The sequence below is a fragment of the Actinoplanes sp. NPDC051405 genome, assembly GCF_055586185.1.
Genome location: NZ_JBVJIR010000005.1, coordinates 173,228 through 198,391, shown reverse-complemented (window position 1 = coordinate 198,391; position 25,164 = coordinate 173,228). Strand labels below are relative to the sequence as shown.

28 protein-coding genes are annotated in these 25,164 nt (G+C 72.5%); 17 read left to right on the top strand and 11 right to left on the bottom strand.

Annotation, left to right across the window (positions count from 1 at the left end; genetic code table 11):
- The 4 genes from ACZ6S4_RS13610 to ACZ6S4_RS13595 are packed head-to-tail and all read right to left on the bottom strand — an operon-like array spanning position 1 to position 3,320.
- Complete coding sequence (locus ACZ6S4_RS13610; RefSeq protein WP_465475227.1) at positions 1 to 738, bottom strand: Type 1 glutamine amidotransferase-like domain-containing protein; 738 nt, start codon at positions 736 to 738, stop codon at positions 1 to 3.
- Complete coding sequence (locus tag ACZ6S4_RS13605; protein WP_465475226.1) at positions 735 to 1,577, bottom strand: nucleotidyltransferase domain-containing protein; 843 nt, start codon at positions 1,575 to 1,577, stop codon at positions 735 to 737. Before ACZ6S4_RS13605 ends, ACZ6S4_RS13610 begins: the two co-directional genes overlap by 4 nt.
- An 11-nt stretch (positions 1,578 to 1,588) precedes the next feature.
- Positions 1,589 to 2,344 (bottom strand): class I SAM-dependent methyltransferase, encoded by a 756-nt coding sequence (locus ACZ6S4_RS13600; RefSeq protein WP_465475225.1) that lies wholly within the window; start codon positions 2,342 to 2,344, stop codon positions 1,589 to 1,591.
- Positions 2,345 to 2,384: 40 nt separating this feature from the next.
- Positions 2,385 to 3,320, bottom strand: a complete 936-nt coding sequence (locus tag ACZ6S4_RS13595; protein ID WP_465475224.1) for a G5 domain-containing protein — start codon at positions 3,318 to 3,320, stop codon at positions 2,385 to 2,387.
- 245 nt (positions 3,321 to 3,565) lie between these two features.
- On the opposite strand from ACZ6S4_RS13595, the gene ACZ6S4_RS13590 reads away from it, so the two are divergent.
- A complete protein-coding gene (locus ACZ6S4_RS13590; protein ID WP_465475223.1) occupies positions 3,566 to 4,024 on the top strand; it encodes a lamin tail domain-containing protein in 459 nt (152 codons plus the stop codon).
- 79 nt (positions 4,025 to 4,103) lie between these two features.
- On the opposite strand, the gene ACZ6S4_RS13585 is transcribed toward ACZ6S4_RS13590, so the two are convergent.
- A complete protein-coding gene (locus tag ACZ6S4_RS13585; protein WP_433722037.1) occupies positions 4,104 to 4,676 on the bottom strand; it encodes an NADPH-dependent FMN reductase in 573 nt (190 codons plus the stop codon).
- Positions 4,677 to 4,765: 89 nt separating this feature from the next.
- Between ACZ6S4_RS13585 and ACZ6S4_RS13580 the strand changes: the two genes are divergently transcribed.
- Genes ACZ6S4_RS13580 through ACZ6S4_RS13565 form a run of 4 tightly spaced genes read left to right on the top strand, consistent with a single transcriptional unit; the run spans position 4,766 to position 6,797 of the window.
- Positions 4,766 to 5,281 carry a MarR family winged helix-turn-helix transcriptional regulator gene (locus ACZ6S4_RS13580; protein ID WP_465475222.1) on the top strand — a complete coding sequence of 172 codons (516 nt, stop codon included), beginning with the start codon at positions 4,766 to 4,768 and terminating at the stop codon, positions 5,279 to 5,281.
- Positions 5,262 to 5,873, top strand: coding sequence for a ribonuclease FAU-1 family protein (locus tag ACZ6S4_RS13575; RefSeq protein ID WP_465475221.1), 612 nt, complete (start codon positions 5,262 to 5,264; stop codon positions 5,871 to 5,873). Before ACZ6S4_RS13580 ends, ACZ6S4_RS13575 begins: the two co-directional genes overlap by 20 nt.
- 30 nt (positions 5,874 to 5,903) lie before the next feature.
- On the top strand, positions 5,904 to 6,203 hold the full coding sequence (locus ACZ6S4_RS13570) for an ArsR/SmtB family transcription factor (RefSeq protein ID WP_465475220.1): 300 nt from the start codon (positions 5,904 to 5,906) through the stop codon (positions 6,201 to 6,203).
- A gap of 3 nt (positions 6,204 to 6,206) precedes the next feature.
- A complete protein-coding gene (locus ACZ6S4_RS13565) occupies positions 6,207 to 6,797 on the top strand; it encodes a phosphoesterase PA-phosphatase (protein ID WP_465475219.1) in 591 nt (196 codons plus the stop codon).
- Positions 6,798 to 6,873: 76 nt separating this feature from the next.
- Here the strand turns inward: ACZ6S4_RS13565 and ACZ6S4_RS13560 are convergent, their stop codons facing one another.
- The 3 genes from ACZ6S4_RS13560 to ACZ6S4_RS13550 all read right to left on the bottom strand — a co-directional run bounded on the left by ACZ6S4_RS13560 (position 6,874) and on the right by ACZ6S4_RS13550 (position 11,029).
- Positions 6,874 to 8,223 (bottom strand): MFS transporter, encoded by a 1,350-nt coding sequence (locus ACZ6S4_RS13560; RefSeq protein ID WP_465475218.1) that lies wholly within the window; start codon positions 8,221 to 8,223, stop codon positions 6,874 to 6,876.
- Between the two features lie 59 nt (positions 8,224 to 8,282).
- Positions 8,283 to 10,400 (bottom strand): hypothetical protein, encoded by a 2,118-nt coding sequence (locus ACZ6S4_RS13555; protein ID WP_465475217.1) that lies wholly within the window; start codon positions 10,398 to 10,400, stop codon positions 8,283 to 8,285.
- 65 nt (positions 10,401 to 10,465) lie between these two features.
- Entirely contained in the window at positions 10,466 to 11,029 is a 564-nt protein-coding gene (locus ACZ6S4_RS13550) for an NYN domain-containing protein (RefSeq protein ID WP_465475216.1), read from the bottom strand.
- Between the two features lie 360 nt (positions 11,030 to 11,389).
- Between ACZ6S4_RS13550 and ACZ6S4_RS13545 the strand changes: the two genes are divergently transcribed.
- Positions 11,390 to 11,641: a Uma2 family endonuclease gene (locus ACZ6S4_RS13545; protein ID WP_465475215.1), complete on the top strand. Its 252-nt coding sequence runs from the start codon at positions 11,390 to 11,392 to the stop codon at positions 11,639 to 11,641.
- A 38-nt stretch (positions 11,642 to 11,679) separates the two neighbouring features.
- Here the strand turns inward: ACZ6S4_RS13545 and ychF are convergent, their stop codons facing one another.
- The 3 genes from ychF to ACZ6S4_RS13530 form a co-directional block, all read right to left on the bottom strand.
- Positions 11,680 to 12,765: a redox-regulated ATPase YchF gene (ychF, locus tag ACZ6S4_RS13540; protein WP_360545272.1), complete on the bottom strand. Its 1,086-nt coding sequence runs from the start codon at positions 12,763 to 12,765 to the stop codon at positions 11,680 to 11,682.
- 11 nt (positions 12,766 to 12,776) lie between these two features.
- The gene (locus ACZ6S4_RS13535; RefSeq protein ID WP_465475214.1) at positions 12,777 to 13,817 is read right to left on the bottom strand and encodes a helix-turn-helix domain-containing protein; all 1,041 of its coding nucleotides are present in this window, start codon (positions 13,815 to 13,817) and stop codon (positions 12,777 to 12,779) included.
- A gap of 117 nt (positions 13,818 to 13,934) precedes the next feature.
- Positions 13,935 to 14,627 carry a hypothetical protein gene (locus ACZ6S4_RS13530; RefSeq protein ID WP_465475213.1) on the bottom strand — a complete coding sequence of 231 codons (693 nt, stop codon included), beginning with the start codon at positions 14,625 to 14,627 and terminating at the stop codon, positions 13,935 to 13,937.
- Positions 14,628 to 14,706: 79 nt separating this feature from the next.
- On the opposite strand from ACZ6S4_RS13530, the gene ACZ6S4_RS13525 reads away from it, so the two are divergent.
- The 11 genes from ACZ6S4_RS13525 to ACZ6S4_RS13475 all read left to right on the top strand — a co-directional run bounded on the left by ACZ6S4_RS13525 (position 14,707) and on the right by ACZ6S4_RS13475 (position 25,160).
- On the top strand, positions 14,707 to 16,122 hold the full coding sequence (locus ACZ6S4_RS13525) for a DNA-3-methyladenine glycosylase 2 family protein (protein ID WP_465475212.1): 1,416 nt from the start codon (positions 14,707 to 14,709) through the stop codon (positions 16,120 to 16,122).
- Positions 16,113 to 16,616 carry a methylated-DNA--[protein]-cysteine S-methyltransferase gene (locus ACZ6S4_RS13520; protein WP_465475399.1) on the top strand — a complete coding sequence of 168 codons (504 nt, stop codon included), beginning with the start codon at positions 16,113 to 16,115 and terminating at the stop codon, positions 16,614 to 16,616. Before ACZ6S4_RS13525 ends, ACZ6S4_RS13520 begins: the two co-directional genes overlap by 10 nt.
- Before the next feature lie 125 nt (positions 16,617 to 16,741).
- Positions 16,742 to 18,277 carry a peptide MFS transporter gene (locus ACZ6S4_RS13515; RefSeq protein ID WP_465475211.1) on the top strand — a complete coding sequence of 512 codons (1,536 nt, stop codon included), beginning with the start codon at positions 16,742 to 16,744 and terminating at the stop codon, positions 18,275 to 18,277.
- Between the two features lie 48 nt (positions 18,278 to 18,325).
- Complete coding sequence (locus ACZ6S4_RS13510; RefSeq protein ID WP_433722064.1) at positions 18,326 to 18,745, top strand: cupin domain-containing protein; 420 nt, start codon at positions 18,326 to 18,328, stop codon at positions 18,743 to 18,745.
- A complete protein-coding gene (locus ACZ6S4_RS13505; RefSeq protein WP_465475210.1) occupies positions 18,742 to 20,028 on the top strand; it encodes a beta-ketoacyl-[acyl-carrier-protein] synthase family protein in 1,287 nt (428 codons plus the stop codon). Before ACZ6S4_RS13510 ends, ACZ6S4_RS13505 begins: the two co-directional genes overlap by 4 nt.
- On the top strand, positions 20,022 to 21,272 hold the full coding sequence (locus ACZ6S4_RS13500) for a ketosynthase chain-length factor (protein ID WP_465475209.1): 1,251 nt from the start codon (positions 20,022 to 20,024) through the stop codon (positions 21,270 to 21,272). The genes ACZ6S4_RS13505 and ACZ6S4_RS13500 overlap by 7 nt, the downstream gene beginning before the upstream one ends.
- A 25-nt stretch (positions 21,273 to 21,297) precedes the next feature.
- The gene (locus ACZ6S4_RS13495) at positions 21,298 to 21,573 is read left to right on the top strand and encodes an acyl carrier protein (protein ID WP_465475208.1); all 276 of its coding nucleotides are present in this window, start codon (positions 21,298 to 21,300) and stop codon (positions 21,571 to 21,573) included.
- On the top strand, positions 21,557 to 22,765 hold the full coding sequence (locus ACZ6S4_RS13490; protein WP_465475207.1) for an SDR family oxidoreductase: 1,209 nt from the start codon (positions 21,557 to 21,559) through the stop codon (positions 22,763 to 22,765). The genes ACZ6S4_RS13495 and ACZ6S4_RS13490 overlap by 17 nt, the downstream gene beginning before the upstream one ends.
- Position 22,766: 1 nt before the next feature.
- Complete coding sequence (locus tag ACZ6S4_RS13485) at positions 22,767 to 23,030, top strand: hypothetical protein (protein ID WP_360825612.1); 264 nt, start codon at positions 22,767 to 22,769, stop codon at positions 23,028 to 23,030.
- Positions 23,023 to 24,705 (top strand): acetyl-CoA carboxylase carboxyl transferase subunit alpha, encoded by a 1,683-nt coding sequence (accA, locus tag ACZ6S4_RS13480; protein ID WP_465475206.1) that lies wholly within the window; start codon positions 23,023 to 23,025, stop codon positions 24,703 to 24,705. The genes ACZ6S4_RS13485 and accA overlap by 8 nt, the downstream gene beginning before the upstream one ends.
- Positions 24,702 to 25,160, top strand: coding sequence for an acetyl-CoA carboxylase biotin carboxyl carrier protein (locus tag ACZ6S4_RS13475; RefSeq protein ID WP_465475205.1), 459 nt, complete (start codon positions 24,702 to 24,704; stop codon positions 25,158 to 25,160). The genes accA and ACZ6S4_RS13475 overlap by 4 nt, the downstream gene beginning before the upstream one ends.
- Positions 25,161 to 25,164: the final 4 nt, after the last annotated feature.

The window sequence follows — 25,164 nt, the reverse complement described above, 5'->3', positions numbered from 1 at the left end:
TCAGTAGTCCAGCACGCGAGTGGGCAGCGGCGTCTCGGTCACCGAGCCGTCCGCTGCCCGCTTGAGTTCGTACCCCCGGGGTCCCTGTTTGTCGGCCACGACCTCCGCCAGGCGGGTGCCGCGATAGACCAGCCCGGCCCCGTCGTCGGTCGCGTAGCCGTCGCCCAGGGTGCCGTCGCCGATGAGCTTGTGCATCATCGGCCGGCGCTGCTCCTCGGCGTCGTAGTGCACCCCGTTGCTGTACGGCAGCCAGCCCAGCCCGTCGGTGAACGCCCGCAGCTCGGGCCCGAAACTGTCGGTGCTGCCGCCCTGATGCCAGCAGATCGAGCCGGCCGAGACGCCGCCGAGCACCACCCCGGCCTGCCACGCCTCGTGCAGGATCTCCTCGAGCCCGTGCACCCGCCACACCGCCACGAGGTTGGCCACGCTGCCGCCGTTCACCCAGATCACGTCCTGGTCGAGCAGGTGGGCGCGGATGTCGTCGTGGTTGGGCATGGGGAAGAGCTGCAGGTGCGAGGCCCGGTAGCGGGTCTTGGCGAAGGCGGCGTAGGTGGCCCCGATCCAGTTGTCGGGATCGCCGACGGCCTGGTGCAGGAAGCAGAACTTGGCGGTGTCCCCCGCGTCGGCCAGGTCGGCGGCGAAGCGGTGGACGGGGCCGGGAGACATGTCGAAGGTGCCGTACCGGCCGCGGGCGAACCCGGCGCTCGTGGCGAGGATGGTGGGTTGATCGGCGGTCATCGCGTCATCATGGCGCACGCGTCGGCCGTCTCCAGAACGAGGTCGGCGGCCGCGTCTAGGGCCGCGGTCAGATGCACAGGGTCGCCGTCCACGGCGGTGAACACGGCGTCGACCTGCTCGCGGAACCTGAGGGGGGCGCCGGGCAGGGCGGCCGCCGCGGCGACGGCGCCCTTCTCGTTGACGAGCCAGCGGCCGGCGGCGCCGTGCAGAGCGTGTGTGCAGACGCCGACCAGCCGGAACAGGCAGCCGGCCACGTAGGCGGCGTCACCGCGGGTGACCGCCTTGCGGCCCAGCCCGACCAGGAAATCGGCCTCCCAGAGCCCGGCCACCAGCGCGTCACGCAACGCCGGCGGGTAGGTCGACATCCGGGCGCGCAGGGCGGTCAGCTCACCCTTCGGGTCGGCCAGGACCACACCGAGGGCGACCTCCCCCGCGTACGCGAAGTCGGGCACGCCCAGCGGATGGCCCGCCTGGGTGTGGAACGCGTATCGGCCCTGCTCGGCGTCCGCCCAGGCGGCGGTGACCCGGTCGAGGTCCCGGTAGATCCAGTCGACGGCCGCGCCGTCCACGGTGAGCCACCCGCCACCGTCCACCCACGGCCCCCAGCCGCCGACCGGCGTGACCTGTGCGCCCGGCCCGCCGAAGGTCCGGGCCAGGTCGCCGAGCACCGCCACGTCGAGCGGCCGGTGGTAGTAGACGCCCAGGTCGGTGTCGGAGTCCGGGGTGTGGGTGCCGCGGGCCCGGCTCCCGCCCAGCAGCACCGCGGTCACGCCCGGCACCTCGGTCAGCCGGGCCGCCAGTTCACCGAGCCGCTCGTCACTCAACGCCACGCCGCTCATCCTCGCCTACCTCAGCCCGGTTTGCGCGCCTCGATCAGGACCCGCCGGGCGTACGAGACGAACGGGCCGTCAGCCTGGATCCGATCGTGCACGGCGCGCAGCTGGGGCAGGTACTTCTCGACGCTGAAGCCGGGCACCGTCCAGACGACCTTGCGCAGGAAGTAGGTCACCGCGGCCACGTCGAGGTACTCCGCCCGCAGGCTCTCCGCTCGTACGTCGAGCACGGTCAGGCCCGCGGCCCGGGCAGCCGCCGCCAGTCTCTCCGGGTGCCGCGGATCGGGCGGCGACAGCGGGCCGAGCATGGCCTCGGACAGCTCCCGGTTGGTGCCCGCGCCGATCTGCTGGGACAGGAAGGTGCCGCCGGGCCGCAGCACCCGGGCGACCTCGTCCCACAGCGTCCCGACCGGGTGCCGGCTCACCACCAGGTCGAACACGGCGTCGCGGAACGGCAGAGTAGGCGCGTCGGCGGCTTCCACCACCAGCGCGCCGAGGGGCCGCAGATTGCGGGCGGCGACCGGCAGGTTCGGACGCCAGGAGTCGGTCGCCACCAGCAGGGCGGGCGGCTTCGGCACGGTGGCGAGGACCTCCCCGCCACCGGTCTGCACGTCCAGCGCCGCCTCCGCGCGCGCCATCCGGTCGGCCACCAGCCGGGCGTAGCCCCACGACGGGCGCTGCTCGGTGGCCCGCCCGTCGAACCAGGAGAAGTCCCAGCCCTCCACCGGTACGGCCGCCGCCTCGGCGATCAGCTCCTCGAAAGTCGCACGCATCGGGCAGTGTCCGTCGCCGCGCCCGCCCCCGGCCAACGAATTACTTCTGCTCGACCTCGGTCTTGCCAACCTTCCCGGTCTTGCCGTCCTCGTCCGGGCAGGGCAGCGTGAGCTCCAGCTCGTCGATGTCCGAGGGATCGAGCAGGCTCAGGTCGCCGTCGATGATGCTCTCCTGCCGGGCGTCGGACTTGTCGCCGTGTGTGCAGATCGCCCCGCGGCCCATCCGTACGCACGAGCCCAGCAGACGGCATTCCCGGTGGCCCTGGCCGCGGTCGTGCCGGCCGCGCCCGCCGCTGTGCTGGCCGCCACCGCCGCGTCCCCGGTTGCCGAAGGCCACCACCCGGTCCTGCGGCTCGCGGGTCACCGTGGAGTCGAGAAGGCGCCGGCTCGTCTCCCGGTCCCCGGTGTAGGTGACCTCGTAGCGCAGCAGCCGCTCGCCGGGCACCCCGGGCGTCTCGATCTCCCGGGTGCCGGGTGGCAGCGACGGGTCCCGGACCAGCGTGGTCCGGAACGGGATGGCCTCCGTCTCGGAGACCACCTCGGTGCGGACCTCCGGCGCGGCGGGTGCTCCCGGGGCAGCAGGCGCAGCCGCCGCGGCGCCGGCCGCGGGAGCGGCGGCACCGCCCCCCGTACGGGCACGGTCGGCCGAGGCGGCACGGCGTGGCGAGCGGGTCGCCGTGCGGTCCGCCTCACCCGGTGCCGACCGGGTCTCGTCGGCCTCCCGTTCGGCCTGGGCATGGCCGAGTACGCCGTCGCCGAGGCCGGTCGCGCCCGCCTGGGACGGGAGCGGCACCTCGGCCGCGGGCAGGTCGACGACCGGGGAATCCCGCCCCACGGCCGTCACGACACGCGTGTCTTCGCTGGTCAAGGCGGCGATCCCGCCTGCGGTGCCGGCCACGAGGGCGAGCACCCCGAGTCCGGCAGTGGCCATCCGTACCCCGAATGGCAGCCGCGCCCAGAGGGACTTACGCGGCATTTCGAGTAGATGCTGCCAGGAATCACTAGATGTCTGGTTTAGCACCAAAGCATTGTGCTGCCGCGGCGCCGCCGGACCAGCATCACAGCCGCACCCGAAAGGATGACGCCGAAGCGCCCGACGGCTATCCGACACCGCCGGGAGGTGATCGGTTTCGGTCCGCCGCGCCGCACTCGGTGTGCACCGCGCCGCCGCGCAACCGGCCGACAATGCTCCCGACCCGCCCAAGAAACCCTGGAGGTACGGTGCGCAGAACGGTCAGCATCCTGGCAGCGGCAGCGGTGGCACTCGCCGGCACGTTCACGATCGGCGGCCCGGCGTCGGCGGCCACGCCCAGCCTGCGCTTCCACGGCGCCCAGTACGACTCGCCGGGCAAGGACACCCGCAGCAACGCCAGCCTCAACGCCGAGTGGATCTCGCTGGTCAACACCGGCAGCAAGGCGGTCAACCTCAAGGGCTACACCATCCGCGACGCGTCGCGGCACACGTACACGTTCGGCAGCACGACGATCGCCGCCAAGGGAGGCCGGATCTGGGTGAAGACCGGCAAGGGGACCAACTCGGGCCGCAACGTCTTCTGGGGCAGCGGCAACTACGTCTGGAACAACACCGGCGACACCGCGACCCTGCGCAACGCCTCGGGCAAGTCGCTCGACACCTGCTCCTGGAAGTCCAAGGCGAACCGCACCTGGGTCGCCTGCTGATCCTCGCGCCACGCGAGAGCGGGCCGCCGGGGTGCTCTGCTCACCCCGGCGGCCCGCCGTATCCGTGCTGCCGGATCGGTCAGGCGGCGACAGCGGCCTGACGCAGCGGCGCGAGGGCGGTGCTCCAGGCCACGACCTGGTCCAGCACGGTGGTCAGCGCGCCGGCCTGGTGGGCGCCCGGGGTGAACTGGCTGTAGTTGACGAAGTCGGTGGCCAGCGACAGGGTGACCGCCGCCCGGACGTCCGCCATCATCAGCTCGCCGGCGATGAGGCGCAGCGACTCCACGGCGCGGGCGCCGCCGACCGAGCCGTAGCCGACGAAGCCGACGGCCTTGTTGTTCCACTCGGCGAAGAGGAAGTCGATGGCGTTCTTGAGCACGCCGGAGGTGGCGTGGTTGTACTCCGGGGTGACGATCACGAAGCCGTCGAAGGACGCGATCTTGGCCGCCCACTCGAGGGTGTGCGCCTGGCTGTACTGCGCCATCGAGGGCGGTACCGGCTCGTCGAGGTGCGGGAGCTTGTAGTCGAGCAGATCGACCAGCTCGAACTCCGCATCGGTGCGCTGCGACGCCAGGTCGAGGACCCACTTGGCGACAGCCTCACCGTTACGGCCGGGGCGGGTGCTGCCGAGAATGATTCCGATCTTGGTCATGACCAGTGCTCCGTTGCTCGAATCTGTTGTTTGCTTCGTCAAGCAAATAGGTCTGGGCGGCGTGGTGTCAAGGTCGTAGGATCTTTGTCATGTCCGCCACTCCTCCCGCCGGGCCCGCCGCGGTGGTGCCGCTGAGCCCTGCGGAGGAGGCGGTGATCCGGGCGCTGGGCCGGCTCATCCTGGTCATGCCCCGCGAGCTGGACGCGGACCTCCAGCAGGAGCAGCGCATGTCGCTGAGCGAATACGCGGTCCTGCGGCACCTCTCGGAGACCGAGCACGGCCGGATGCGGATGAACGAGCTCGCCGCCGCCTGCGACATGTCGATGAGCGGGATGACCCGGCTGGCCGCCAAGCTGGAAGCCCAGGGTCACCTGCGCCGGATCCGCTCCGAGAACGACGCCCGCGGGCTGAACGCGGTGCTCACCGACGACGGCCTGGCCCGGCTCCGCGAGGCGTGGCCCACCCACCTGCGCAGTGTCCGGCGCCACATCGTGGATCACCTGGAAGGGTTGGATCTGTGCCGGCTCGCGACGGCCCTCGAGGCGATGGCGGGCGGTGCCGGGACGCCGTGTCAAAGTTCCCGGCATGACGTACCACCCCGGTGACACCGTCGTCCGGCGCTTCCTGCACTCCGACCGGCGCATCGCCGCCGTCCAGGCCGCCCGGGTGGTCAGCGACGACGACCGCGGGCTGCTGCTGTTCGTCGACATCGGCGCCGAGTCGATGCGGCGGACGGATCTGACCGGCGCGCCGACCCGGCACCTACCCGTGGCCGACGAGCTGGCGATGCCGACCATGCTGTCGCCCGTACGCCGCGAGACCTTCCGGTCACTGCTGCTCCTGCCGCCCGGCGCGCCGCACTCCGTCTCGTGGAGCTGGCTGGCCGACGGCACCTTCGCGGGCTGGTACGCCAACCTCGAGACCCCGGCGCGCCGCTGGGCCGGCGGCGTCGACTCGCACGATCAGACGCTGGACGTCCTGGTCAGCGCCGACCACTCGTGGATCTTCAAGGACGAGGAAGACCTGAGCTCACTGGACCCCGCGGAGGCGACGGCTGTCCGCGCGGAGGGCGAGCGGCTGGGCAAGCTGGCCGAGACCGCGACGTTCCCGTTCGACGGCACCTGGCTCGGCTTCACGCCCCCGCCGCAGTGGACGCCGGCCACCCTGCCGTCCTGGTGGGACGCCGTCACCCCGTGACGCATGCCGTTATGGGTATACGATCGGCCGATGGCACGAGCGGCGACGACGACGGACGCGTTCAACGCGGTGGCCGAGCCCCGGCGGCGGGAGATCCTCGACCTGCTGGCCGACGGTGAGCTCGGGGTCAACGATCTGGTCGGACTGCTCGGCCTGGCCCAGCCGCAGGTCTCCAAGCACCTGCGGGTGCTGCGCGAGGTGGACCTGGTGCACGTCCGCGACCAGGGCCGCCGACGGCTCTACCGGCTGAACCCGGAGCCCCTCAAGCCGATCCAGGAGTGGCTGAGCCAGTACGACTTCCTGCTCGACGTCCTCGCCCCGGCCGCCTGACCGGTGACCGTCTCCACCGCCGACCGGACCGCCCGGATCGCCTCCGAGGTCCTCGCCCCCGCCGTCCTGGTCGCGGGCCTGCTGCTCGTGGTCGGCTGGCACGCCGGTGACCAGCCCGGCGTCTCCCGCTGGTGGGGCCTGCCGGGCGCCCTGTTCGCGGCCGGCATCCCGCTGGCCTACGTGCTGCGCGGCGTACGGCAGGGCCGGCTGAGCAGCCACCACATCCCGGAACGGGAGCACCGCCGGGTCCCGCTGCTGTTCGGCATCGCCTCGGTGGCCGCCGGCCTGCTGGTGCTGGTGCTGCTCGGTGCCCCGCGCGAGGTGCTGGCCCTGCTGGCGGCGGGCGGCGTGGGCCTGGTCGTGTTCACGGTGGTGACCCACTGGTGGAAGATGTCGATCCACGCGGGCGTGGCGGCGGGCACGGCGACGACGCTGACGGTGGTCTACGGCCCGCTCGCGCTGCTCAGCGTGCCGCTGGTGCTGCTGGCCGGCTGGGCGCGGGTGCGCCTCTCCGCCCACACCGGTGCCCAGGTGATCGCCGGCGCCCTGGTCGGGGCCGTGATCGCCGGCACGGTCTTCCCGGCCCTGCGCTGACGGTCACCGGCTCGCCGCAACCGGACCCCGACAGCACGGTCGTCGTGCTCGCCGCGCCCGGACCCCGACAGCACGGTCACCGGCTCGCCGCGACCCGGACCCCGATCAGGACGGTCACGCCGCCGAGCAGCGTGGTGAAGACGAACGGCCCGGTGAACGGGGCCAGCGCGAAGAGCAGGCCGGAGAAGGCCAGCGCCATGCTGCCACCCACCGCGTCCGTGATGCTCTTCGCCGCCGTGTTGAAGCCCTCCTCGCCCGGTGCCGACAACGCCAGCACCAGCGTGCTGATCCGGGGATACAGCGTGCCCATGCCCGCGCCCGCCGCGAACCAGCCGATCGCCGCCACCGCGGGGTGCAGGGTCAGCACCACGGTGACGAGTTCCAGGGCCGCCCCTCCGGCCAGCAGCGTGGCGCCGGCGCGGATCGCCGTACCCGGGTCGAGCCGATCGGCCAGCCGGCCCTGCACCGCCGACGCCAGCGCCCACGCGATCGCGCCCGCGGTCAGCGTGATGCCGGACAGCCAGGCCGGCAGGCCGTAGCGGTCGTGCAGCAGCAGCGGCAGATAGACCTCCGTGCCGAAGAAGACCCCGCCGGCGACGCCGCAGAGCACCACCGTCGCCGGCAGACCGGCGCGGATCCGGAACGTGCCCGGCGGCACCAGGTGGCGCAGCGCGAAGCCGATCACCACCACGGCGATCGGGGCCAGCAGCCAGGCCGTCGCCCGGTCCAGCTCACCCAGCGAACTGAGCGCCACCACGCCGACCGCGACGACAGCGGCCTCGACAACCCGGCGCGCGTCCGCCGCCGAGGCCGGCACCCGGTCGGCCGGCGCGCGGTCCCGGCCGCGTACGGCGGGCAGCATCAGCCCACCCGCCACGGCGACCAGCGCCACCACCCCGAGGAACACCCAGTGCCAGCTCAGGGTGTCGGCAACGAAGCCGGCGACGAACGGCCCGACCATCGACGGCAGCACCCAGGCGGAGGCGAAGGCACCGAAGATCTTGATGTGCAGCGGGGTGGGATAGACAAGCGCGACGAGGACGTACAGCGCCACGGTCATCCCGCCCGCTCCGAGGCCCTGCAGGAAACGCGCCGCCACGAACACCGGCATCGACGTGGCCGTGCCCGCGACTGCCAGCCCGGCCGCGAAGACGGCGATCGCGGTGAACAGCGGGACCGCCGGCCCGCGCCGGTCGGCCCAGGAGCCGATCGCGACCATGCCCACCACGCCGGCAGCCAGCGTCGACGAGAAGGCGAGGGCGTACAGGCCGCGCCCCTGCAGGTCGGTGGTGACGATCGGCATGATCGTGGTGACCGCCAGGGACTCGAACGCGGCCAGGAAGACCAGGCTCCACGCCCCGACCGTGGTCAGGGCGTACGGCCGCCGCAGGATGCCGGCCCGGGTGATCTCGCTGTCGACGCTCACCGCACGAACCTAGAACCTCACCCCGGGTTGAGGTCAAAGTCCGGGTCAGGTGGCGCCGGTCACCGCACGTCGACGTAGTCGCTCCCGCCGGTCGTCGCGGTGGAGGCCGCGTCGCCCGGGTACGTCCAGCGGAACGAGCCGTCCGCCGTCGCCTTCACCGTGGTCTTGAGCTTGCCGCTGGTGTCGGTCTTGACGGTCTTGACCGCCGTCCAGGTGGTCGTGCCCTTCTTCGAGTACTGCAGGGTGACCGTGCGGGAGCCGTACCCCTGGTAGGTCCAGCTCTCCCAGCCGGCGCGGGTCAGCGTGCCCGTGACGGTGATGGTCCGGCCCTTGGTGACCGGCTCCGGCGTCGCGTCGATCACCAGCTTGCTGACCCGTTTCACCCCGACAGTGCCGGCGGCGTGCCGGTCGGTGAAGCCGTCCCCGCCCGACGCGCGGGCCCACGCGGCGACGGTCCAGGCGCCGGACAGCGCGTTCCGGGCCGCGTCGACCTTGACGTCCATGGTGAACCGGGCCGTGCAGACCGACGAGGTGTCGCTGATCTTGTCGCAGTCCGCCGGGCCGGACGCGAGCACCACACCGTCCGGCGTGGAGTAGCCACCGTGGTAGAGGTAGGCGTCACCGGCGGCGATGCCGGCCGGGTCCGTCGCGGTGAAGGCGACGGTGAAGACCCTGGTCCCGGACACGCCGAAGGTCAGGTCGGCACCGTCGTTGACCACGACGTTCGTGATCTTCGTGGCTCCGGTGGTCTCGTCGGCCGGTGCGGCCGGACCGGCGAAGGCGCGGATCACCGTACGCCGCAGCCGGCCGTCCTGGTCGCCGGTCGCGGTGACCCGCAGCGACACGAAGGCCGCCGTGGCCGGCACGGTCAGCGAGGCGCCGTCGAGCTCGGTCCACTCGGCGCCGTCGTTCGTCGAATACTCCACCTTGTCCACCGCGGCCGCGCCGCCGCCCCGAGCGGACGCCGAGGTGGTGACCTCCACGGCGCCGGCCGCGCGGTTGCGCGCGTCCAGGCCGGAGACGTCGACGCCGAGGTCGATCAGCGGCAGCGGACCGTCGTCGGACGCCCGGAAGTCCCACTCGCTTCGGATCTTCGTGGAGAGCTGCGACCACGCGACCCGCCGGGTGATGGTCTGGTCGTAGTGGTGGACGGCACCGTCGGCGGTCAGCTTGGCGGTGACCGTGGCCCGGGCGTCCGAGCCGGGACTGCCGGCCGCGTCGGCGTACGAGGCCGGCTCGTTCATGCGCAGCTCGCCGCCGTCGCGGACCGAGGAACCGGGTCCACGCGGCAGGAAGGGCCCGGCCCCCACGGTCGTGCCGGCCGAGCTCCCGGCGGGCAGCGCGCGGTCGGGCAGCACCAGGGTGCTGTCCCCGGCGCCGAGGGTGAGCTTGCGGTGCAACGTCGGGCCGGGCGTGACGTACTCGGTGACCGTGCCCGGCAGCTGCACCGGCGACTCCAGATAGGACCCGCTCCACTTGTCCTTGAGCGCTGACCCCAGCGCGGCGTTCGTGTTGACACCCTGCGCGCGCAGCGTGGTGACGGTCTTCGCGAGCTGGGCGGTGGTCACCTTGGCGATCGGCGCGGCGGGCACACTGGGCCAGGACCGCTGCAGGTCATACCGGTACGGGCTGGGCACGGCGGCCGATGAACCGGCCTTGGTCTGGAGCTCGTGCAGGCGCAGGGTCACCCCGGTCACGGCGTACGGCGTCACATAGGTCTTGGCCGGACCGCCGCTGGTGAAGCCCACTCTGTCCCGGGGGCCGACCTCCAGCCAGAACGCCGCCGTGGACCGCGTGGCCGTGGCGTCGTCGGTGAGGAAGCCGGTCTCCTTGGCGCCGGACTCGGCGAACGAGACCGAGAGCGCGGCGTTGGTGACCGTGAACGTGCGGACGAGCAGGTAGTTGCGCTGGCGGAAGTAGCCGTACCGCGCGACGGCGAAATAGTCGCCCGGGGGCAGCTGGGCGGTGCCGTTCGGGCTGTCACCGTCACCCTGCACGACGTGGTACTGCCAGGTGCTGCGGTCCCAGACGTACATGAACTTGCCGGAGACGGCAGTGCTCGCGGTGATGGCGAACTTCACCTGATACGTCGCCGCCGCGCTCGCGGCCGGCGGTGCCAGAGTCAGACCCAGGGCGACCACCAGGGCGGCCGCGGCGGTGCGCAAGATTCTCACCATCGGGCCACATTAGAGCCACGGCCCGCCGCCCGGGGTCCCCTTATCGGCCACACAGTCCTGTTCGGCTACAGGAACGCCTCGGGGTCGAAGGCGTCCAGTTCGATGATGCGCACCCGAGGCAGCACGCTGGTGAAGCAGCCGGCGTCGAACTCAAGGTCGAACAGGGTCAGGCCACTGTCGGCCAGACCGGCGAAGCCGCCGTTGAAGAACTCGGGAAACCCGACCACCCCGACCCGGCGGTCGTCGTCGCCCAGCAGGCGGCTGATGTGCGGCAGGAAGTCACCGTCGTGACTGGCCAGCAGCACATCGCCCTGCCGCCGGCCGATCGCGTCCAGGGTGCGCTGGATGCCGATGTCCACGACCTTCTGATGCGGCGCACCCGACAGCGGCACGGGCCGGTAACCCATCGACTGCAAAGCCCGGATGAACGGGGTCGGCAACACCCCGGACGACGCGTTCAGGAAGAAGAGGGCAGTGACCGGCTGACCCCACTGATCCTCGGCGAACTGCCGCAGCCGCTCCCACCGCGGCCGCTCCTCAGAGTTGGGCCGGCGCTCGAGGATCTGCTGCCCCAGCGTCGAATCGATGTTCTCGCCATCGATGACGAGGTACGTGACAGCGTCGGCCATGGTGGCTACCTCAGACGTTGAAGCGGAAATACCGCAGTTTAGATCCTCGACGAAGCGCAAGCGCCCCGAACCGTGGGGACAACCCGAAGCAGCGCGCCGGATCCATCGTTACGGAGTGCTACGGTGACGGCATGACTGCGGTGCCCGAGTGGATGCGGCCGCCCCGTCCCGAGGGTTGGTACGCCGAGGACCTCGACCGGCTCGCCGAAGCACCACGCCACACCGAACTGATCGATGGCGCGCTCGTCTTCATGATGTCCCCCCAGCGGGTGTGGCACGCCCGAGTGGTCACTGCACTGGTGAACTCCCTGACGAGTCAGGCGCCGGCAGGTATCGAGGTGGACCGGGACTGTTCTGGTCGTGGAGGTGGTCTCACCCGAGTCGGCGCACCGCGACCGCAACGTCAAGTTGCGTAAGTACGCGGAGGCCGGCATCGCGAACTACTGGCGCATCGAGGACGAGGACGGATCACCGGTGGTCCACGCCTACGAACTCGATGCGCCCACCCGGTCGTATGTACCGACCGGGATCCACCGGCACGAGTTGCGGACGACGACGCCGTTCCCGATCAAGCTCGATCTGGACGGGTTGGTGCCCGGCCGCAAGAGCTGATCGGGCACCGACTCCAGCAGAGGTGAACCGGACCATCACTAGACGTTGAAGCGGAACTCGACGACGTCGCCGTCCTTCATGATGTAGTCCTTGCCTTCCATGCGGACCTTGCCCGCTGCCTTGGCCGCGGCCATCGAGCCCGCCGCCATCAGGTCGTCGTAGCTGACGATCTCGGCCTTGATGAAGCCGCGCTGGAAGTCGGAGTGAATCACGCCCGCTGCCTCCGGGGCCGTAGCGCCGACCGGGATCACCCAGGCGCGGGCCTCCTTCGGGCCGGCCGTCAGGTACGTCTGCAGGCCCAGGGTGTTGAAGCCGACCCGGATGAGCTGGTTGAGCCCCGGCTCGGTCTGGCCGGTCGACTCGAGCAGCTCCATCGCCTCGTCCTCGGGCAGGTCGATGAGCTCCGACTCGATCTTCGCGTCCATGAAGACCGCCTCGGCCGGGGCCACCAGAGCACGCATCTCGTCCAGGAACGCCGCGTTGCCCAGCTCGGCCTCGTCGACGTTGAAGACGTACAGGAAGGGCTTGGTGGTCAGCAGGTGCAGCTCGGCGAGCAGCTCCAGCTCGATGCCCGCGGCCTTGGCCCCCGTGTACAGGGTCGTGCCCTCGTCGAGCAGCTTGAACGCCGCCTCGGCGGCCGCGACGGTGGGCAGCCGGTCCTTCTTGAGCTTGGCTTCCTTCTGCAAGCGGGGCAGGGCCTTCTCGACCGTCTGCAGGTCGGCCAGGATCAGCTCGGTGTTGATCGTCTCGATGTCGTCGGCCGGCGCCACCTTGCCGTCGACGTGCAGCACGTTCGGGTCGGAGAACGCGCGGACCACCTGGCAGATCGCCGAGGCGTCGCGGATGTTGGCCAGGAAGGCGTTGCCCCGGCCCTGGCCCTTGGAAGCGCCCCGGACCAGGCCGGCGATGTCGACGAACGAGACCGGCGCGGGCAGGATCTTCTCCGAGCTGAAGATCTCGGCGAGCTTGCCCAGCCGCTCGTCGGGCAGCCCGACCACGCCGACGTTGGGCTCGATCGTCGCGAACGGGTAGTTCGCGGCGAGCACGTCGTTCTTGGTCAGGGCGTTGAACAGAGTGCTCTTGCCGACGTTGGGCAGGCCGACGATCCCGATGGTAAGGCTCACGACAGGCCAGTCTACGGGGCGCGCCATTCGTGCAGGACAGTCCCGTCCTGGGTCCAGTCGGGGGTGATGACCTCGCCGGCGACGACGGTGACCCGGGCCAGGATGCTGTACGTGTCCCCGGGCCCGTACCGCCGCTGGAGATGGCTGCGGTTGCGGTCGCGGAAGCGCGGGTCGGTCAGCGTGCGGACGGCGGCGTACGTGCCCCGGCCGTAGCCGCCGTTGCAGATGGTGACCGACCGCATGCGGTTGAACGGGTTCGGGGCCCGGCAGAAGTGCGCGACGTCCTCGATGAGCCGCTGGTCCGGTGCCACGCCTTCCAGCTTCGAGCCGAACGTCGCCGAGCGCCCGTCCTCGTCGACCACCCGGAACCCGGCGGCGTCCCGGTCCGGGATGACCGGGAGGTTCAGGGCCTGCATCACCCGGCGGGTCATCGGCCCCTCGATGCCGCCCAGCAGCACGAGGTGATTGGTGACGTCACTCTGGTCCAGTTCATCGGCGAGCTTGCGGTGCACCGGCACGCCGGGGTTGGCGGCGCAGACGTGACCGTAGAGCTCCATCAGGGCGTCGAGGTCGGAGTAGGCGTACAGCTCGACGTAATCGGGGCTTTCCGGCGAGATGTGCGCCCGCAGCCGGGCGCAGACCAGCGTGATCGGTGACCGGTCGGCGAAGTGCCACAGGCCTTCCCACGGCGACCGGGTCGTCAGCTCGTCGCTGCCCGGCTGGGCCCCCGGTGCGGCCGAGGTGGCGGCCGAGCGCAGCTCCAGCAGCTCACGGCGGAGTTGCTCGAAGCGGTCCAGCTCCTCGCCGTGGAGCTCCTCCAGGTCCGGCAGCCGCCCTTCGGTACGCGGGCGGGCACCGGCGAACAACCGGGCATAGGCGGACAGCCAGTCCTCGGACGGGACCGCTTTGCCCTTCTCCCAGGATGAGATCAACGGGACGCTCTTGTGGAAGGCCCGGGCGACCACTCCCTGGGTGACCGGTTCGCCGTTGAAGCCCGCCTCACGCAGGCCACGCAGGCGGTCGCCGAGGCGCCGCTTCCCGCCGTCCATCATCGCCGGCCCTTCAGCCCCACTTCAGTTTTCCACTGAACGTGCGCACCGCGGTGGGTGCTACGGGCGGCGATTACCCCTGGAAGCCGCAATCATGCTTCAGCGTGAGCTGAAGTCCGGCTACCGGCTGGTCAGCCCCAGCGGGTTGTCGGCCATCGTGCGGAGCTGGGTCACCATGGTCCGGGCGTCGCCGTCCGGGTTGCCGGTCAGCGCCTCGGCCAGGGCCCGCAGCTGCGGAGCGGGCAGCTGCGCCATACCCACCCCGTGCAGCGGGATCGTGACGCTGGGCCCACCCGCCCGGTCCGCAGCGATCAGCGTCGGCGCCTGCATCACCGACTCGCGGCTCGTGCCCCGACTACGGCGGTAAGCGGTCGCGCCCCCGGTGATCGCCGCCGTCGCCAGGTCGACCGTGCGGCTGCGCAGCGCCGTACGCATGGTCACCCGGGTGCCCTCCAGCCAGGCCGCCGTGCGCAGGGCGCTGAGCGCCAGGTAGAGCCCGACCAGCGTGAACGGGATGCCGAGCAGACCGACCAGCCGCAGCGGGCCGAAGCCGTCGCCGCCGTTGAACCAGCTGCCGTCCGAGATGCACTCGCGGACCGACGGGGGCAACAACTCCGGCGGGATGCCCGAGACCTCCGACGCGCTCGGGCAGGAGTCGTCGGCGCCGAACGCGCGGCCCAGCCAGCCGTCCACCACGAACGGCAGCAGGGCGAACGCCGCACCGGCCGCCGCGAAGATCAGGCCGAACGCGACGCCGAAGGCCTTGTGCGCCGGTGGGGAGCCGATCGACAGCCGCAGTCGCTCAGTGATCACGGCCCGAAGCATACGGGCCGCACGGTCATGTCCGAATCCCGCCAGCCGAGCGCCCGGTACGGGGAGCAGACTCAGGTCCATGGAGTTGGACTTCGAACGGTGTTACCGGGCCGTCGACAGCCGTGACCAGCGGTTCGACGGCTGGTTCTACACCGCGGTCCGGACCACCGGGATCTACTGCCGGCCGTCCTGTCCGGCGGTCACACCCAAACGCGAGAACGTCACCTTCTATCCCAGCGCCGCGGCGGCGCAGCGGGGCGGCTTCCGGGCCTGCCGCCGGTGCCGGCCCGACGCCGCCCCCGGCTCCCCCGAGTGGGACCAGCGGGCCGACCTGGTCGGGCGGGCCATGCGGCTCATCGCCGACGGGGTCGTCGACCGCGAGGGCGTGCCCGGCCTGGCGAGCCGACTCGGCTACACCGAGCGGCACCTCAACCGGCTGCTCACCGCCGAGCTCGGCGCCGGGCCGCTGGCCCTGGCCCGGGCCCAGCGGGCGCAGACCGCGCGCATCCTGATCGAGACCACCGATCTGGGCCTGGCCGACATCGCGTTCGCCGCGGGCTTCGGCAGCGTGCGGCAGTTCAACGACACCATCCTCGAGGTGTACGCGCGGTCGCCGAGCGCGCTGCGGGAACGCCGGACCGCCCGGCAGCCGGAGGCGGGCACGATCAGCCTGCGGCTGGCGTTCCGGGCACCCCTGCACGCGGGCGCGTTGCTCGGCTTCCTGGCCACCCGGGCCCTGCCGGGCATCGAGGAGTGCGACGTCACGACGTACCGGCGGGGGTTGAATCTGCCGCACGGCAGCGCGACCGTCGCGCTCACGCCGGGCGAACGGTGGGTCTCCGCGACGCTGCGGCTCGCGGACGTCCGCGACCTCGCGCCCGCGGTCGCCCGCTGCCGGCGGCTGTTCGACCTGGACGCGGATCCGGTCGCCGTCGACGGCATGCTGGGTGCCGATCCCGCGCTGGCCGCGGCGGTGCGGGCCGAGCCGGGGGTACGGGTCCCGCGCGCGGTCGACGGCTTCGAGCTGGCGGTACGCGCGATCGTGGGCCAGCAGGTCTCGGTCGCCGGTGCCCGCCTGACGCTGAGCCGCATGCTGCCCCCGACCGCCGCCGGTGAGCTGCGCGGCTTCCCGGACGCGGCGACCGTGGCCGAGCTGGACGACACCGCGTTCCGGATGCCCGCCGCCCGCCGGCAGACCATCCGCGCGCTCGCCCAGGCGGTCGCCGACGGCAAGCTCGATCTGGAGCCCGGCGCCGACCGCGAGGAGTCCGTCGCCCGGCTGCTCGAGCTGCCCGGCGTCGGCGCCTGGACCGCCGGTTACGTGGCCATGCGGGCCATCGGCGACCCCGACGTCCTCCTGCCCACCGACGTGGCGGTCCGGCGCGGCGCGCGAGCGCTCGGCCTGCCCGACTCCCCCAAGGCGCTGGCCGCGCACGCCGAACGCTGGCGGCCCTGGCGCTCCTACGCCCTGATGAGACTCTGGAGATCAGCATGATGCAGTACTCGACCCTCGACACCCCGGCCGGACCGTTCACCTACGTCGTCAGCTCCGCCGGGGCGGTACGCGCGAGCGGTTTCACCGTAGACCTGCAGGCGCTGCTCGCTCTCGTCCATCCGGCGCTGCTGGAAGAGGTGCGACCGGTCGCCGACGCCGGCAGGATCGGCACGGTGGTCCGATCCTATCTGGACGGTGACCTCGGGGCGCTGGACGCCGTACCGGTGGAGCAGCGGACCGGCGGGCCGTTCATGACCCACGCCTGGCAGGTGATGCGGGAGATCAAGCCGGGCTCGCCGCTGACCTACCGGGGCTACGCCGAGCTGGCCGGGCGGCCCGCCGCGATCCGGGCGGCTGCCGCGGCTTGTGCGCGCAACGCCGCCGCGTTGTTCGTGCCCTGCCACCGGGTGGTCGGTACGGACGGGACGCTGCGCGGGTACCGCTGGGGGCTGGACGTGAAGACCTGGCTGCTGGCTCACGAGAGCCACGGCTGACCCGGCGGGGGCGGTGCCGGGCGTCCGGCTCCAGCGGAGCTTGAGCCGCCGTCGAGCGGGGCTGGCCACGCTGCGCACGGCGTCCGCCGCGGGCGGTACGCCTGCCGCGCGCCGAGGAGGCCACCGTGCTGCCGCCGACCGTCCACGAGCAAGCTGCCGAGCCCGATCTGGGATCCGGGCCGCTGTGGCACCGCCCCCGCTGGTTCACCACGTTGTTCCTGACCGACCTGTGGGAGCGCTTCAGCTTCTACGGGATGATGGGCATCCTCTACCTGTTCGCCGTCGCGCCCCGGGACACCGGCGGGCTGGCCCAGTCCCCGGCCACGGCGACCGCGGTGGTCGGGGCGTACCTCTCGGTGGTCTTCCTGGCCTCGGTCCCGGGTGGCTGGCTGGGTGACCGGGTGCTCGGCACCCGGCGCGCCACCCTGTACGGGGCCGTGCTGATCATGCTCGGCCACACCACGATGGCGCTGCCGGCCCGCTGGCCCGTCTTCGCCGGCATGGCCCTCATCGCGGCCGGCACCGGGCTGCTGAAGCCCAACCTCGCGGCGCTGCTCGGCGGGATGTACCCGCGGTCCGCCCGGGCCCCGCGCGACGCCGCGTTCGCGCTGTTCTACATGAGCATCCAGGTGAGCGCGATCGCCGGGCCGCTGGTCACCGGCCTGCTCGGCGAGAAGATCGACTGGCACCTCGGTTTCGCCGCCGCGGCGGTCGGGATGTTCTTCGGGATTCTGCAGTACGTGCGCGGCGCGGTGCACTTCGGCGACGTCGGACTGCGTCCCGAGCGCCCGGCCACTCCCGCCGAGCTGCGCCGCGTGCTGATGATCGGCGGGACCGGCGGCACCGTGCTGCTGTTGGGCTTCGGTGCGGACGCGCTGGCCGGCACCTTCCGCATCGGGCACGTCCTGGCGGTCACCGGGCTGCTGTCCGTCGTCGCCCCGATCATCGCCTTCACCCTGCTGTTGCGGCACCGGGCCATCCGTACCGTCGACCGGGTCCGGGTCGGCGCCTACGTCTGGGTGTTCCTGTCGTCCGCGGTGTTCTGGATGCTGTACGTCCAGACCGGCACCGTGCTGGCCGGCTTCGCCGACGTCTCGACCGACCGGGGCGTCGCCGGGTTCACCGTGCCCGCGAGCTGGTTCCAGTCCGTCGTCCCGTTCTTCGTCCTGGTGTTCGCGCCGGTGGCCGCCCGGTTCTGGTTGCGCGCCGGCGACCGGGCGAGCGGGCCGGTGAAGTTGTCACTGGGCCTGGCCTGCGTCGGGCTCAGCATGATCGTCATGGCCGCGGCCGCCGCCGCGGCGGCGGGCGGGGTCCGGGTGTCGCCGCTGTGGCTGGTGGCGGCGCTGGCCGTGCACGCCGTCGGCGAGGTGACCTTCGCCCCCGTCGGGATCAGCATGACCACCGGCGCCGCGCCGCCCGCCTTCATGAGCCAGATGGTCGCGTTGTTCTGGCTCTCCGCCGCGCTGGGCGCGGGCGTGGGCGGGCACGCCGTCGACCTCTCCGGTGGCGACTCCCCGGATCCCGGCTTCTTCCTGGCGCTCGGCCTGCCGGCGTTCCTGGCCGCCGCCGCCCTGCTCGCGTTCGCCCGCCCGCTGAAGCGCCGCCTCCAGGCCGGGAGCACTTCCCACCGAGCCTTCACCGCGCCTCGATCCCGTCTCTAGGAGCCGATGACACCGTCCGGTGGGTAACCGCATCGAAGGGAGACAGCCGTGCAGAACGTGCGGGCCGAAAAGGTCACCGCCGACGCCGTGCCGGCGAATCGCCGGCGCGGAGGCGACATCCGGGTGGTCCTGAGTCCCCGGACGGTCGGCGCCACCTCCGGGTTCATGGGGACCGTCACGCTGCAACCGGGTGAGTTCGTCGCCGAGCACTACCACCCGCACTCGGAGGAGTTCCTCTACGTGGTGTCCGGTGACCTCGTCCTGAGGCTCGACGGTCAACCCCTGCCGCTGAGCGCCGGCGAGGGCACGATGGTGGCGATCGGCGTGCGGCACCGTCTGGAGAACACCGGCGACACCACCGCCTTCCTGGTCTTCCACCTCAGCCCGCTGGCGCCCCGCCCCGAACTCGGGCACGTCGACACCGAGCCGCTGCCCGGCGCCGCCGAGCCCGCACCGACCGTCGGATGAGCGCGGTGGAGCCGGGTACCCGACGGGCCGTCATCACCGGAATCGGCGTCATGGCCCCCGGCGGCACCGACGTCAAGGCGTTCTGGCAACTGCTCACCGCGGGCCGGACCGCCACCCGGGACATCACGCTGTTCGACGCGACCGGGTTCCGCTCCCGGATCGCCGCCGAATGCGACTTCGACCCGGCCGCCGAAGGGCTGTCACCGCAGGAGATCCGGCGGATGGACCGGGCCGCCCAGTTCGCCGTCGTCTGCGCCCGGCAGGCGATCCGCGACAGCGGCCTGGAGCCGGACCCGGACCGGGCCGACCGCACCGGGGTCAGCATCGGCAGCGCGGTCGGCTGCACGATGGGCCTGGAACAGGAGTACGTCGTTCTCAGCGACGGCGGCCGGAACTGGCTGGTGGACAGCTCCTACGGCGTCCCGCACCTGTACGGCTACATGGTCCCCAGCACGCTGGCGGTCGAGGTGGCCCGGGACAGCGGCGCCGAGGGTCCGGTCTCGCTGACCTCCACCGGCTGCACGTCCGGTCTCGACGCGGTCGGGTACGCGGCCCGCCTCATCGAGGAGGGCCGCACCGACGTGATGATCGCCGGGGCCACCGACGCGCCGATCTCGCCCATCACCGTGGCCTGCTTCGACGCGATCAAGGCGACCTCGCCGAACAACGCCGACCCCGCGCACGCCTCCCGTCCCTTCGACGACACCCGGGACGGCTTTGTGCTCGGCGAGGGGGCTGCGGTGTTCGTGCTGGAGGAACGCGAGCACGCGGCCCGGCGGGGAGCCAAGGTGTACGCCGAGGTGCTCGGCTTCGCCGGGCGTGGCAACGCGTACCACATGACCGGCCTCAAGCCCGACGGCCGGGAGATGGCCGAGGCCATCCGGCACGCCATGCGCCAGGCGGCGATCGGGCCGGGCGACATCGACTACATCAACGCGCACGGCTCCGGCACCCGCCAGAACGACGTGCACGAGACCGCCGCTTTCAAGGCGGCCCTGGGCGAGCGGGCGTACCAGGTCCCGGTCAGCTCGATCAAGTCCATGGTCGGGCACTCGCTGGGCGCGATCGGCTCGATCGAGATCGCGGCCAGTGCGCTGGCGATCGAACACGACACCGTGCCGCCCACCGCCAACCTGCACCGTCGCGACCCCGACTGCGACCTCGACTACGTACCGGTCGAGGCCCGCGCCCACCGCACCGACGTGGTGCTCACCGTGGGCAGCGGGTTCGGCGGATTCCAAACGGCGATGGTGCTCGGCGCCCCGGGGCGGGACGCATGCTGACCACGGCGGGCACGGCACCCGAACGGGCCGTCGTCACCGGCCTCGGGATCGTCGCGCCGAACGGGCTCGGCAGCGCCGACTACTGGGCCGCGACGCTGCGCGGGCAGAGCGGGATCGCCCGGCTGAGCCGCTTCGACCCGTCGTCGTACCCGACCACGCTGGGCGGTGAGATCGCCGGCTTCGCCACCCGCGGCACGGTGCCGGGCCGGCTCGTGCCCCAGACCGACCGCTGGACCCACTTCGGCCTGTACGCGACCGACCTGGCGCTGACGGACGCCGGCGTCGACCCGGCCGAGCTCGACGAGTACGAGATGGCCGTGGTCACCGCCAGTTCCTCCGGTGGCACGGAGTTCGGGCAGCGCGAGATCCAGGCGTTGTGGTCACACGGGCCGGACCACGTCGGCGCGTACCAGTCGATCGCCTGGTTCTACGCCGCGACCACGGGCCAGATCTCCATCCGGCACGGCATGCGCGGACCCTGCGGGGTGCTGGCCGCCGAACAGGCCGGTGGGCTGGACGCGCTGGCGCACGCCCGGCGGCTGCTCGGCGACGGGCCACGGTTGGTGGTCAGCGGCGGCACGGATGCGTCGCTGTGCCCGTACGGGCTGGTCGCCCAGCAGGCCGGCGGGCGGCTGAGCCCGGTCACCGACCCGGCCCGGGCGTACCTGCCGTTCGACCGGGACGCGACCGGCTACGTGCCCGGTGAGGGTGGCGCCATCATGATCGTCGAGGCACACACCACCGCGGCGGCCCGGGGCGCCCGGAGCTACGGCGAGATCGCCGGGCATGCCGCCACCTTCGATCCGGGACCACGCTCGGGACGCCCGCCGGCTCTGCGCCGGGCCGTCGAGCTGGCGTTGCGGGACGCGGCGATCCCGGCCGAGGCCGTCGACGTGGTGTTCGCGGACGGCGCCGGCGTGCCCGAGCTCGACCGCGTCGAGGCCGAGGCGATCGAGGCGGTCTTCGGGCCGTACGGCGTACCCGTGACTGTCCCGAAGACGCTCACCGGCCGGCTGTACGCGGGCGGCGGCTCACTGGACGCGGCCACCGCGCTGCTCTGCCTGCGCGACGGCGTGATCCCGCCGACCGCCGGGGTCCACCGGATCGCCGCGGACTACCGGCTCGACCTGGTGACCGGCGCGCCCCGGACCGCACCCGTGCGTACCGCTCTGGTGCTGGCCCGCGGCTACGGCGGCTTCAACTCCGCTCTGGTGCTGCGCGCACCAGGCAGCACCACCGACTGACAGCTCCACCGACGAGGGGAAGGTCATGGCACAGCTCACCATGGACGACGTCCGCCAGATCCTGCTGACCAGCGCGGGCGACGACGACGACATCGATCTGCACGGCGCCATCGACGAGGTCACGTTCGGCGACCTCGGTTACGACTCGCTGGCGCTGCTCGAGGTGCAGTCCCAGCTGCAGCGGCGGTATCCGGTGAAACTGCCCGACGGCTGGCCCGCTCCGGGCACCACGCCGGTCGAGCTGCTCCGGCACGTCAACGCCCTGCTGCCGGTGGAGGTGTCCGGTGCCGCAACGCACTGACAACACGATCGTCATCGCGGCGCCGCTGGACCTGGTCTGGCGGATGACCAACGACCTCAGGTCCTGGCCGTCGCTGTTCAGCGAGTACGCCGCCGTGGACATCCTCGAGGAGCAGGCGGGGACGGTCCGCTTCCGGCTCACCATGCACCCGGACGAGCAGGGCAACACGTGGAGCTGGGTCTCGGAACGCACCCCGGACGTCTCGACGCGCACGGTGACCGCCCGGCGGGTCGAGACCGGCTGGTTCGAGCACATGGACATCAACTGGGAGTACCGCGAGGTCCCCGGCGGTGTCGAGATGCGCTGGATCCAGTCCTTCACGATGCGGCCGGACTCCCCCGTCGACGACGCCGCGATGACCGACCGGCTCAACCGCAACACCGCCGTCCAGATGACCCGGATCAAGGGTCTCGTCGAACAGGCCGCGCTGACCGCGGCCGGCAAGGAGAACCCGATGGGCCTGTCCCTCTCCGGCCACAACGTGCTCGTCACCGGCGGCACCCGCGGCATCGGCCGGGTCACCGCGCTGGCCCTGGCCCGGGCCGGCGCGAATGTCGCGGTCTGCCACCGCACCCCGGGCGAGGCCGCCGACACCCTCGCGCTGCAGCTCAAGGAGCTCGGCGACGACAACCACGTCATCGTGGCGGACGTCGCCGACGAGGCGCAGGTGCGGCGGCTGCTCGGCGAGGTCGGTGACCGCCTGGGATCGCTGTCGGGTGTGGTCGCCAACGCGGGGGCGATCAGCCACATCCCGTTCGACGAGATGCCGCTGGCCGAGTGGAAGCGCGTCATCGACACCAACCTGACCGGGGCGTTCCTGGTGGTGCAGGCCGCTCTGCCGCTGCTGACCGAGAAGTCCTCGGTGGTGCTGATCGGCTCGAAGGTCGCCCAGGTCGGGCTCGCGCAGCGCACCCACTACACGGCCTCGAAGGCGGCGCTGGTCGGCTTCGCCCGCTCGCTGTGCAAGGAACTGGGCCCACGCGGCGTACGGGTCAACGTGCTCGCCCCGGGCGTCATCGAGACCGAGGAGTCGGCGAAGCTGCCGGCGGAACGGCGCAAGGCCTACGAGTCGATCACCGCGCTGCGCCGGCTGGGAGACGCCGAGGAGATCGCCGGTGTCGCGGCGTTCCTGCTCAGCGACCTGTCCAGCTACGTCACCGGCGAGACGATCAACGTGGACGGAGGGATCTGAGATGGCCGGTCGGGTCCGCGCGGGATGCCGCGCGGCCGGCCGGGCCCTGTGGCTCGGCCTGATCGCCTACGGACGCGCCACGGCGCTGTGCGGGTTGCCGCCGGACGACGACCGGGCTGCCGCGGGGGCCGCCCGCTGGGTAGCCGGCCCGGCGCCCGGGCAGGCCACTGCCTTCGCCGCCTACAGCCCGCAGGAGCAGGCGCTCTTCCGGCAACTCGACGACATCAGACCGCAACGGTACGCCGGGAGGCCTCTCGATGACTGACGCGATGACCAGAGCGGTGCCACGGACCGCACCGCCGCCCCCGTCCCCGACCGCCGACTGGGTGCGCTGCGACGGCTGCCACGGCCTCGTCTACGGCCCCCGGTACGCCCGGGACCTCAACGTCTGCCCGCTGTGCGGCCGGCACGGGCCGGTCACCGCCCACGAACGGCTGGAGCAGCTGCTCGATCCGGGCTCGCGGGCGGACATCCCGACCGTACGGACGGATCCCGACCCGCTGGGGTTCATCGACACCCGGCCGTACCCGCAGCGCCTGGCGCTGGCCCGGGCCGCGACCGGGCTGACCGACGCCGTCATCGCCGCCCACGGCACCATCGAGGGCCGGCCGCTGGTGATGATCGCGATGGACTTCCGTTTCCTGGGCGGCAGCCTGGGCGTCGCGGTCGGGGCGACGATCGTGCGGGCGGCCGACGAGGCTCTCGCCGCCCGGGTGCCGTTCGTGATGGTCACCGCCTCGGGCGGCGCGCGCATGCAGGAAGGCGTGCTGGCGCTGATGCAGATGGCGCGCACGGCGCAGGCGCTGGCCGAGCTGGACGAGGCCGGGCTGCTGACCGTCACGGTGGTCGCGGACCCGACCTACGGCGGGGTGGCCGCCTCGTACGCGTCACTCGCCGACGTCATTCTGGCCGAGCCGCAGGCCCGGCTGGGGTTCGCCGGTCCGCGGGTCATCGCCCAGACCATCGGCGCCGAGCTGCCGCCGGGGTTCCAGCGGGCGGACTTCCTGCTCGCGCACGGCCTGGTGGACCGGATCGTGCCGCGGGCCGGCCTGCGGTCGGTGCTGGGCCACCTGCTGGTGGTCAACGACCGGCCGGGCGAGCCCGTGGAGCCACCATCGGTGCCGGCCGGGGACGAGCGCCCGGCGAGCGAGCAGGCCTGGGAGGTGGTCCGGCTGGCCCGCCACCTGGACCGTCCCACCACCTCGGACTACATCGAGGACCTGTGCACCGGCTTCGTCGAGCTGCACGGCGACCGTACGGGCGCCGACTGCCCGGCGATCCTGGGCGGGATCGCCGTGTTCGGCTCCCGCCCCGTGGTCGTCATCGGCCACCAGAAGGGGCACACCACCCGGGAGCTGGTCGCCCGCGACTTCGGCATGGCGCGCCCGTCGGGTCAGCGCAAGGCCGCCCGACTGCTGCGCCTGGCCGCCAAGCTCGGCCTGCCGGTGATCACCTTCATCGACACCCCGGGGGCCCACCCCGGGGTGGACGCCGAGGAGGGCGGCCAGGCCGGGTCGATCGCGGAGAACATCCGGCTGATGGCCCGGCTGCCGGTGCCGACCGTCGCGGTGATCACCGGTGAGGGCGGCAGCGGCGGGGCCCTGGCGCTGGCCGTCGCGGACCGGGTGCTGGCCTGCGCCAACGCCGTGTACTCGGTGATCAGCCCGGAGGGCTGCGCGGCGATCCTCTGGAAGGAGCCGGCGGCGACACCGCAGGCGGCCGAGGCGCTGCGGCTGCGCGCGCCCGACCTGCTGGCGCTGGGCGTCATCGACGGCATCGTCGCCGAACCGGTGGGCGGGGCGCACACCGATCCCGTGGCCGCGGTCCAGCTGCTGGGCGCGGCCCTGACCCAGGCGCTCGACGAGGTGACCGGCGCGTCACCGGCGGAGCGGATGAACCGGCGACGCGGCCGGATCCGGAACTCGGGAGGCGGAGCATGACAGACGGCACCGGCGAGACCCTGGACCAGCTGTGCCGCCAGGTCGAACGGCTGGTCGCGAGCGTCCCCGGACCCCTCGACCGGGTACGGGCGCAGGTCGGCGAAGCGGTCCTCGAACTGCAGTGGGCCCGCCCCGGCACGGTGGCCGTGTCGGCCACCGCCTCGGTGGTCGCGACACCCGTCGCGGCGGTCGCCGAGACAGCCGGCGGGCACCTGCTGCGGGCGCCCCTGGTCGGCACGTTCTTCCGGGCCGGCGAGCCCGGGGCGAAGCCGTTCATCGAGGTGGGCGACTTCGTGGAGACCGGTCAGCAGGTCGGCATCCTGGAGGCGATGAAGCTGATGAACCCGATCGAGGCGGACTGCTCCGGCCGGGTCCTGGAGATCCTGCCGGGCGACGGCGAGGGCGTCGAGTACGACCAGCCGCTGGTGCTGATCGACCCGATCGGCCCGGAGTGAGAGG

Bases quoted from the DNA above. Each gene is read 5' to 3' on its own strand.
- ACZ6S4_RS13535 (WP_465475214.1), bottom strand. From the start codon at position 13,817: ATGATGGACGGCGGGAAGCGGCGCCTCGGCGACCGCCTGCGTGGCCTG.
- ACZ6S4_RS13550 (WP_465475216.1), bottom strand. From the start codon at position 11,029: ATGGCCGACGCTGTCACGTACCTCGTCATCGATGGCGAGAACATCGAT.
- ACZ6S4_RS13595 (WP_465475224.1), bottom strand. From the start codon at position 3,320: ATGCCGCGTAAGTCCCTCTGGGCGCGGCTGCCATTCGGGGTACGGATG.
- ACZ6S4_RS13610 (WP_465475227.1), bottom strand. From the start codon at position 738: ATGACCGCCGATCAACCCACCATCCTCGCCACGAGCGCCGGGTTCGCC.
- ACZ6S4_RS13575 (WP_465475221.1), top strand. From the start codon at position 5,262: ATGACGTACCACCCCGGTGACACCGTCGTCCGGCGCTTCCTGCACTCC.
- ACZ6S4_RS13495 (WP_465475208.1), top strand. From the start codon at position 21,298: ATGGCACAGCTCACCATGGACGACGTCCGCCAGATCCTGCTGACCAGC.
- ACZ6S4_RS13475 (WP_465475205.1), top strand. From the start codon at position 24,702: ATGACAGACGGCACCGGCGAGACCCTGGACCAGCTGTGCCGCCAGGTC.
- accA (WP_465475206.1), top strand. From the start codon at position 23,023: ATGACTGACGCGATGACCAGAGCGGTGCCACGGACCGCACCGCCGCCC.
- ACZ6S4_RS13555 (WP_465475217.1), bottom strand. From the start codon at position 10,400: ATGGTGAGAATCTTGCGCACCGCCGCGGCCGCCCTGGTGGTCGCCCTG.
- ACZ6S4_RS13525 (WP_465475212.1), top strand. From the start codon at position 14,707: ATGGAGTTGGACTTCGAACGGTGTTACCGGGCCGTCGACAGCCGTGAC.
- ACZ6S4_RS13585 (WP_433722037.1), bottom strand. From the start codon at position 4,676: ATGACCAAGATCGGAATCATTCTCGGCAGCACCCGCCCCGGCCGTAAC.
- ACZ6S4_RS13505 (WP_465475210.1), top strand. From the start codon at position 18,742: ATGAGCGCGGTGGAGCCGGGTACCCGACGGGCCGTCATCACCGGAATC.
- ACZ6S4_RS13605 (WP_465475226.1), bottom strand. From the start codon at position 1,577: ATGAGCGGCGTGGCGTTGAGTGACGAGCGGCTCGGTGAACTGGCGGCC.
- ACZ6S4_RS13600 (WP_465475225.1), bottom strand. From the start codon at position 2,344: ATGCGTGCGACTTTCGAGGAGCTGATCGCCGAGGCGGCGGCCGTACCG.
- ACZ6S4_RS13500 (WP_465475209.1), top strand. From the start codon at position 20,022: ATGCTGACCACGGCGGGCACGGCACCCGAACGGGCCGTCGTCACCGGC.
- ACZ6S4_RS13485 (WP_360825612.1), top strand. From the start codon at position 22,767: ATGGCCGGTCGGGTCCGCGCGGGATGCCGCGCGGCCGGCCGGGCCCTG.
- ACZ6S4_RS13580 (WP_465475222.1), top strand. From the start codon at position 4,766: ATGTCCGCCACTCCTCCCGCCGGGCCCGCCGCGGTGGTGCCGCTGAGC.
- ACZ6S4_RS13570 (WP_465475220.1), top strand. From the start codon at position 5,904: ATGGCACGAGCGGCGACGACGACGGACGCGTTCAACGCGGTGGCCGAG.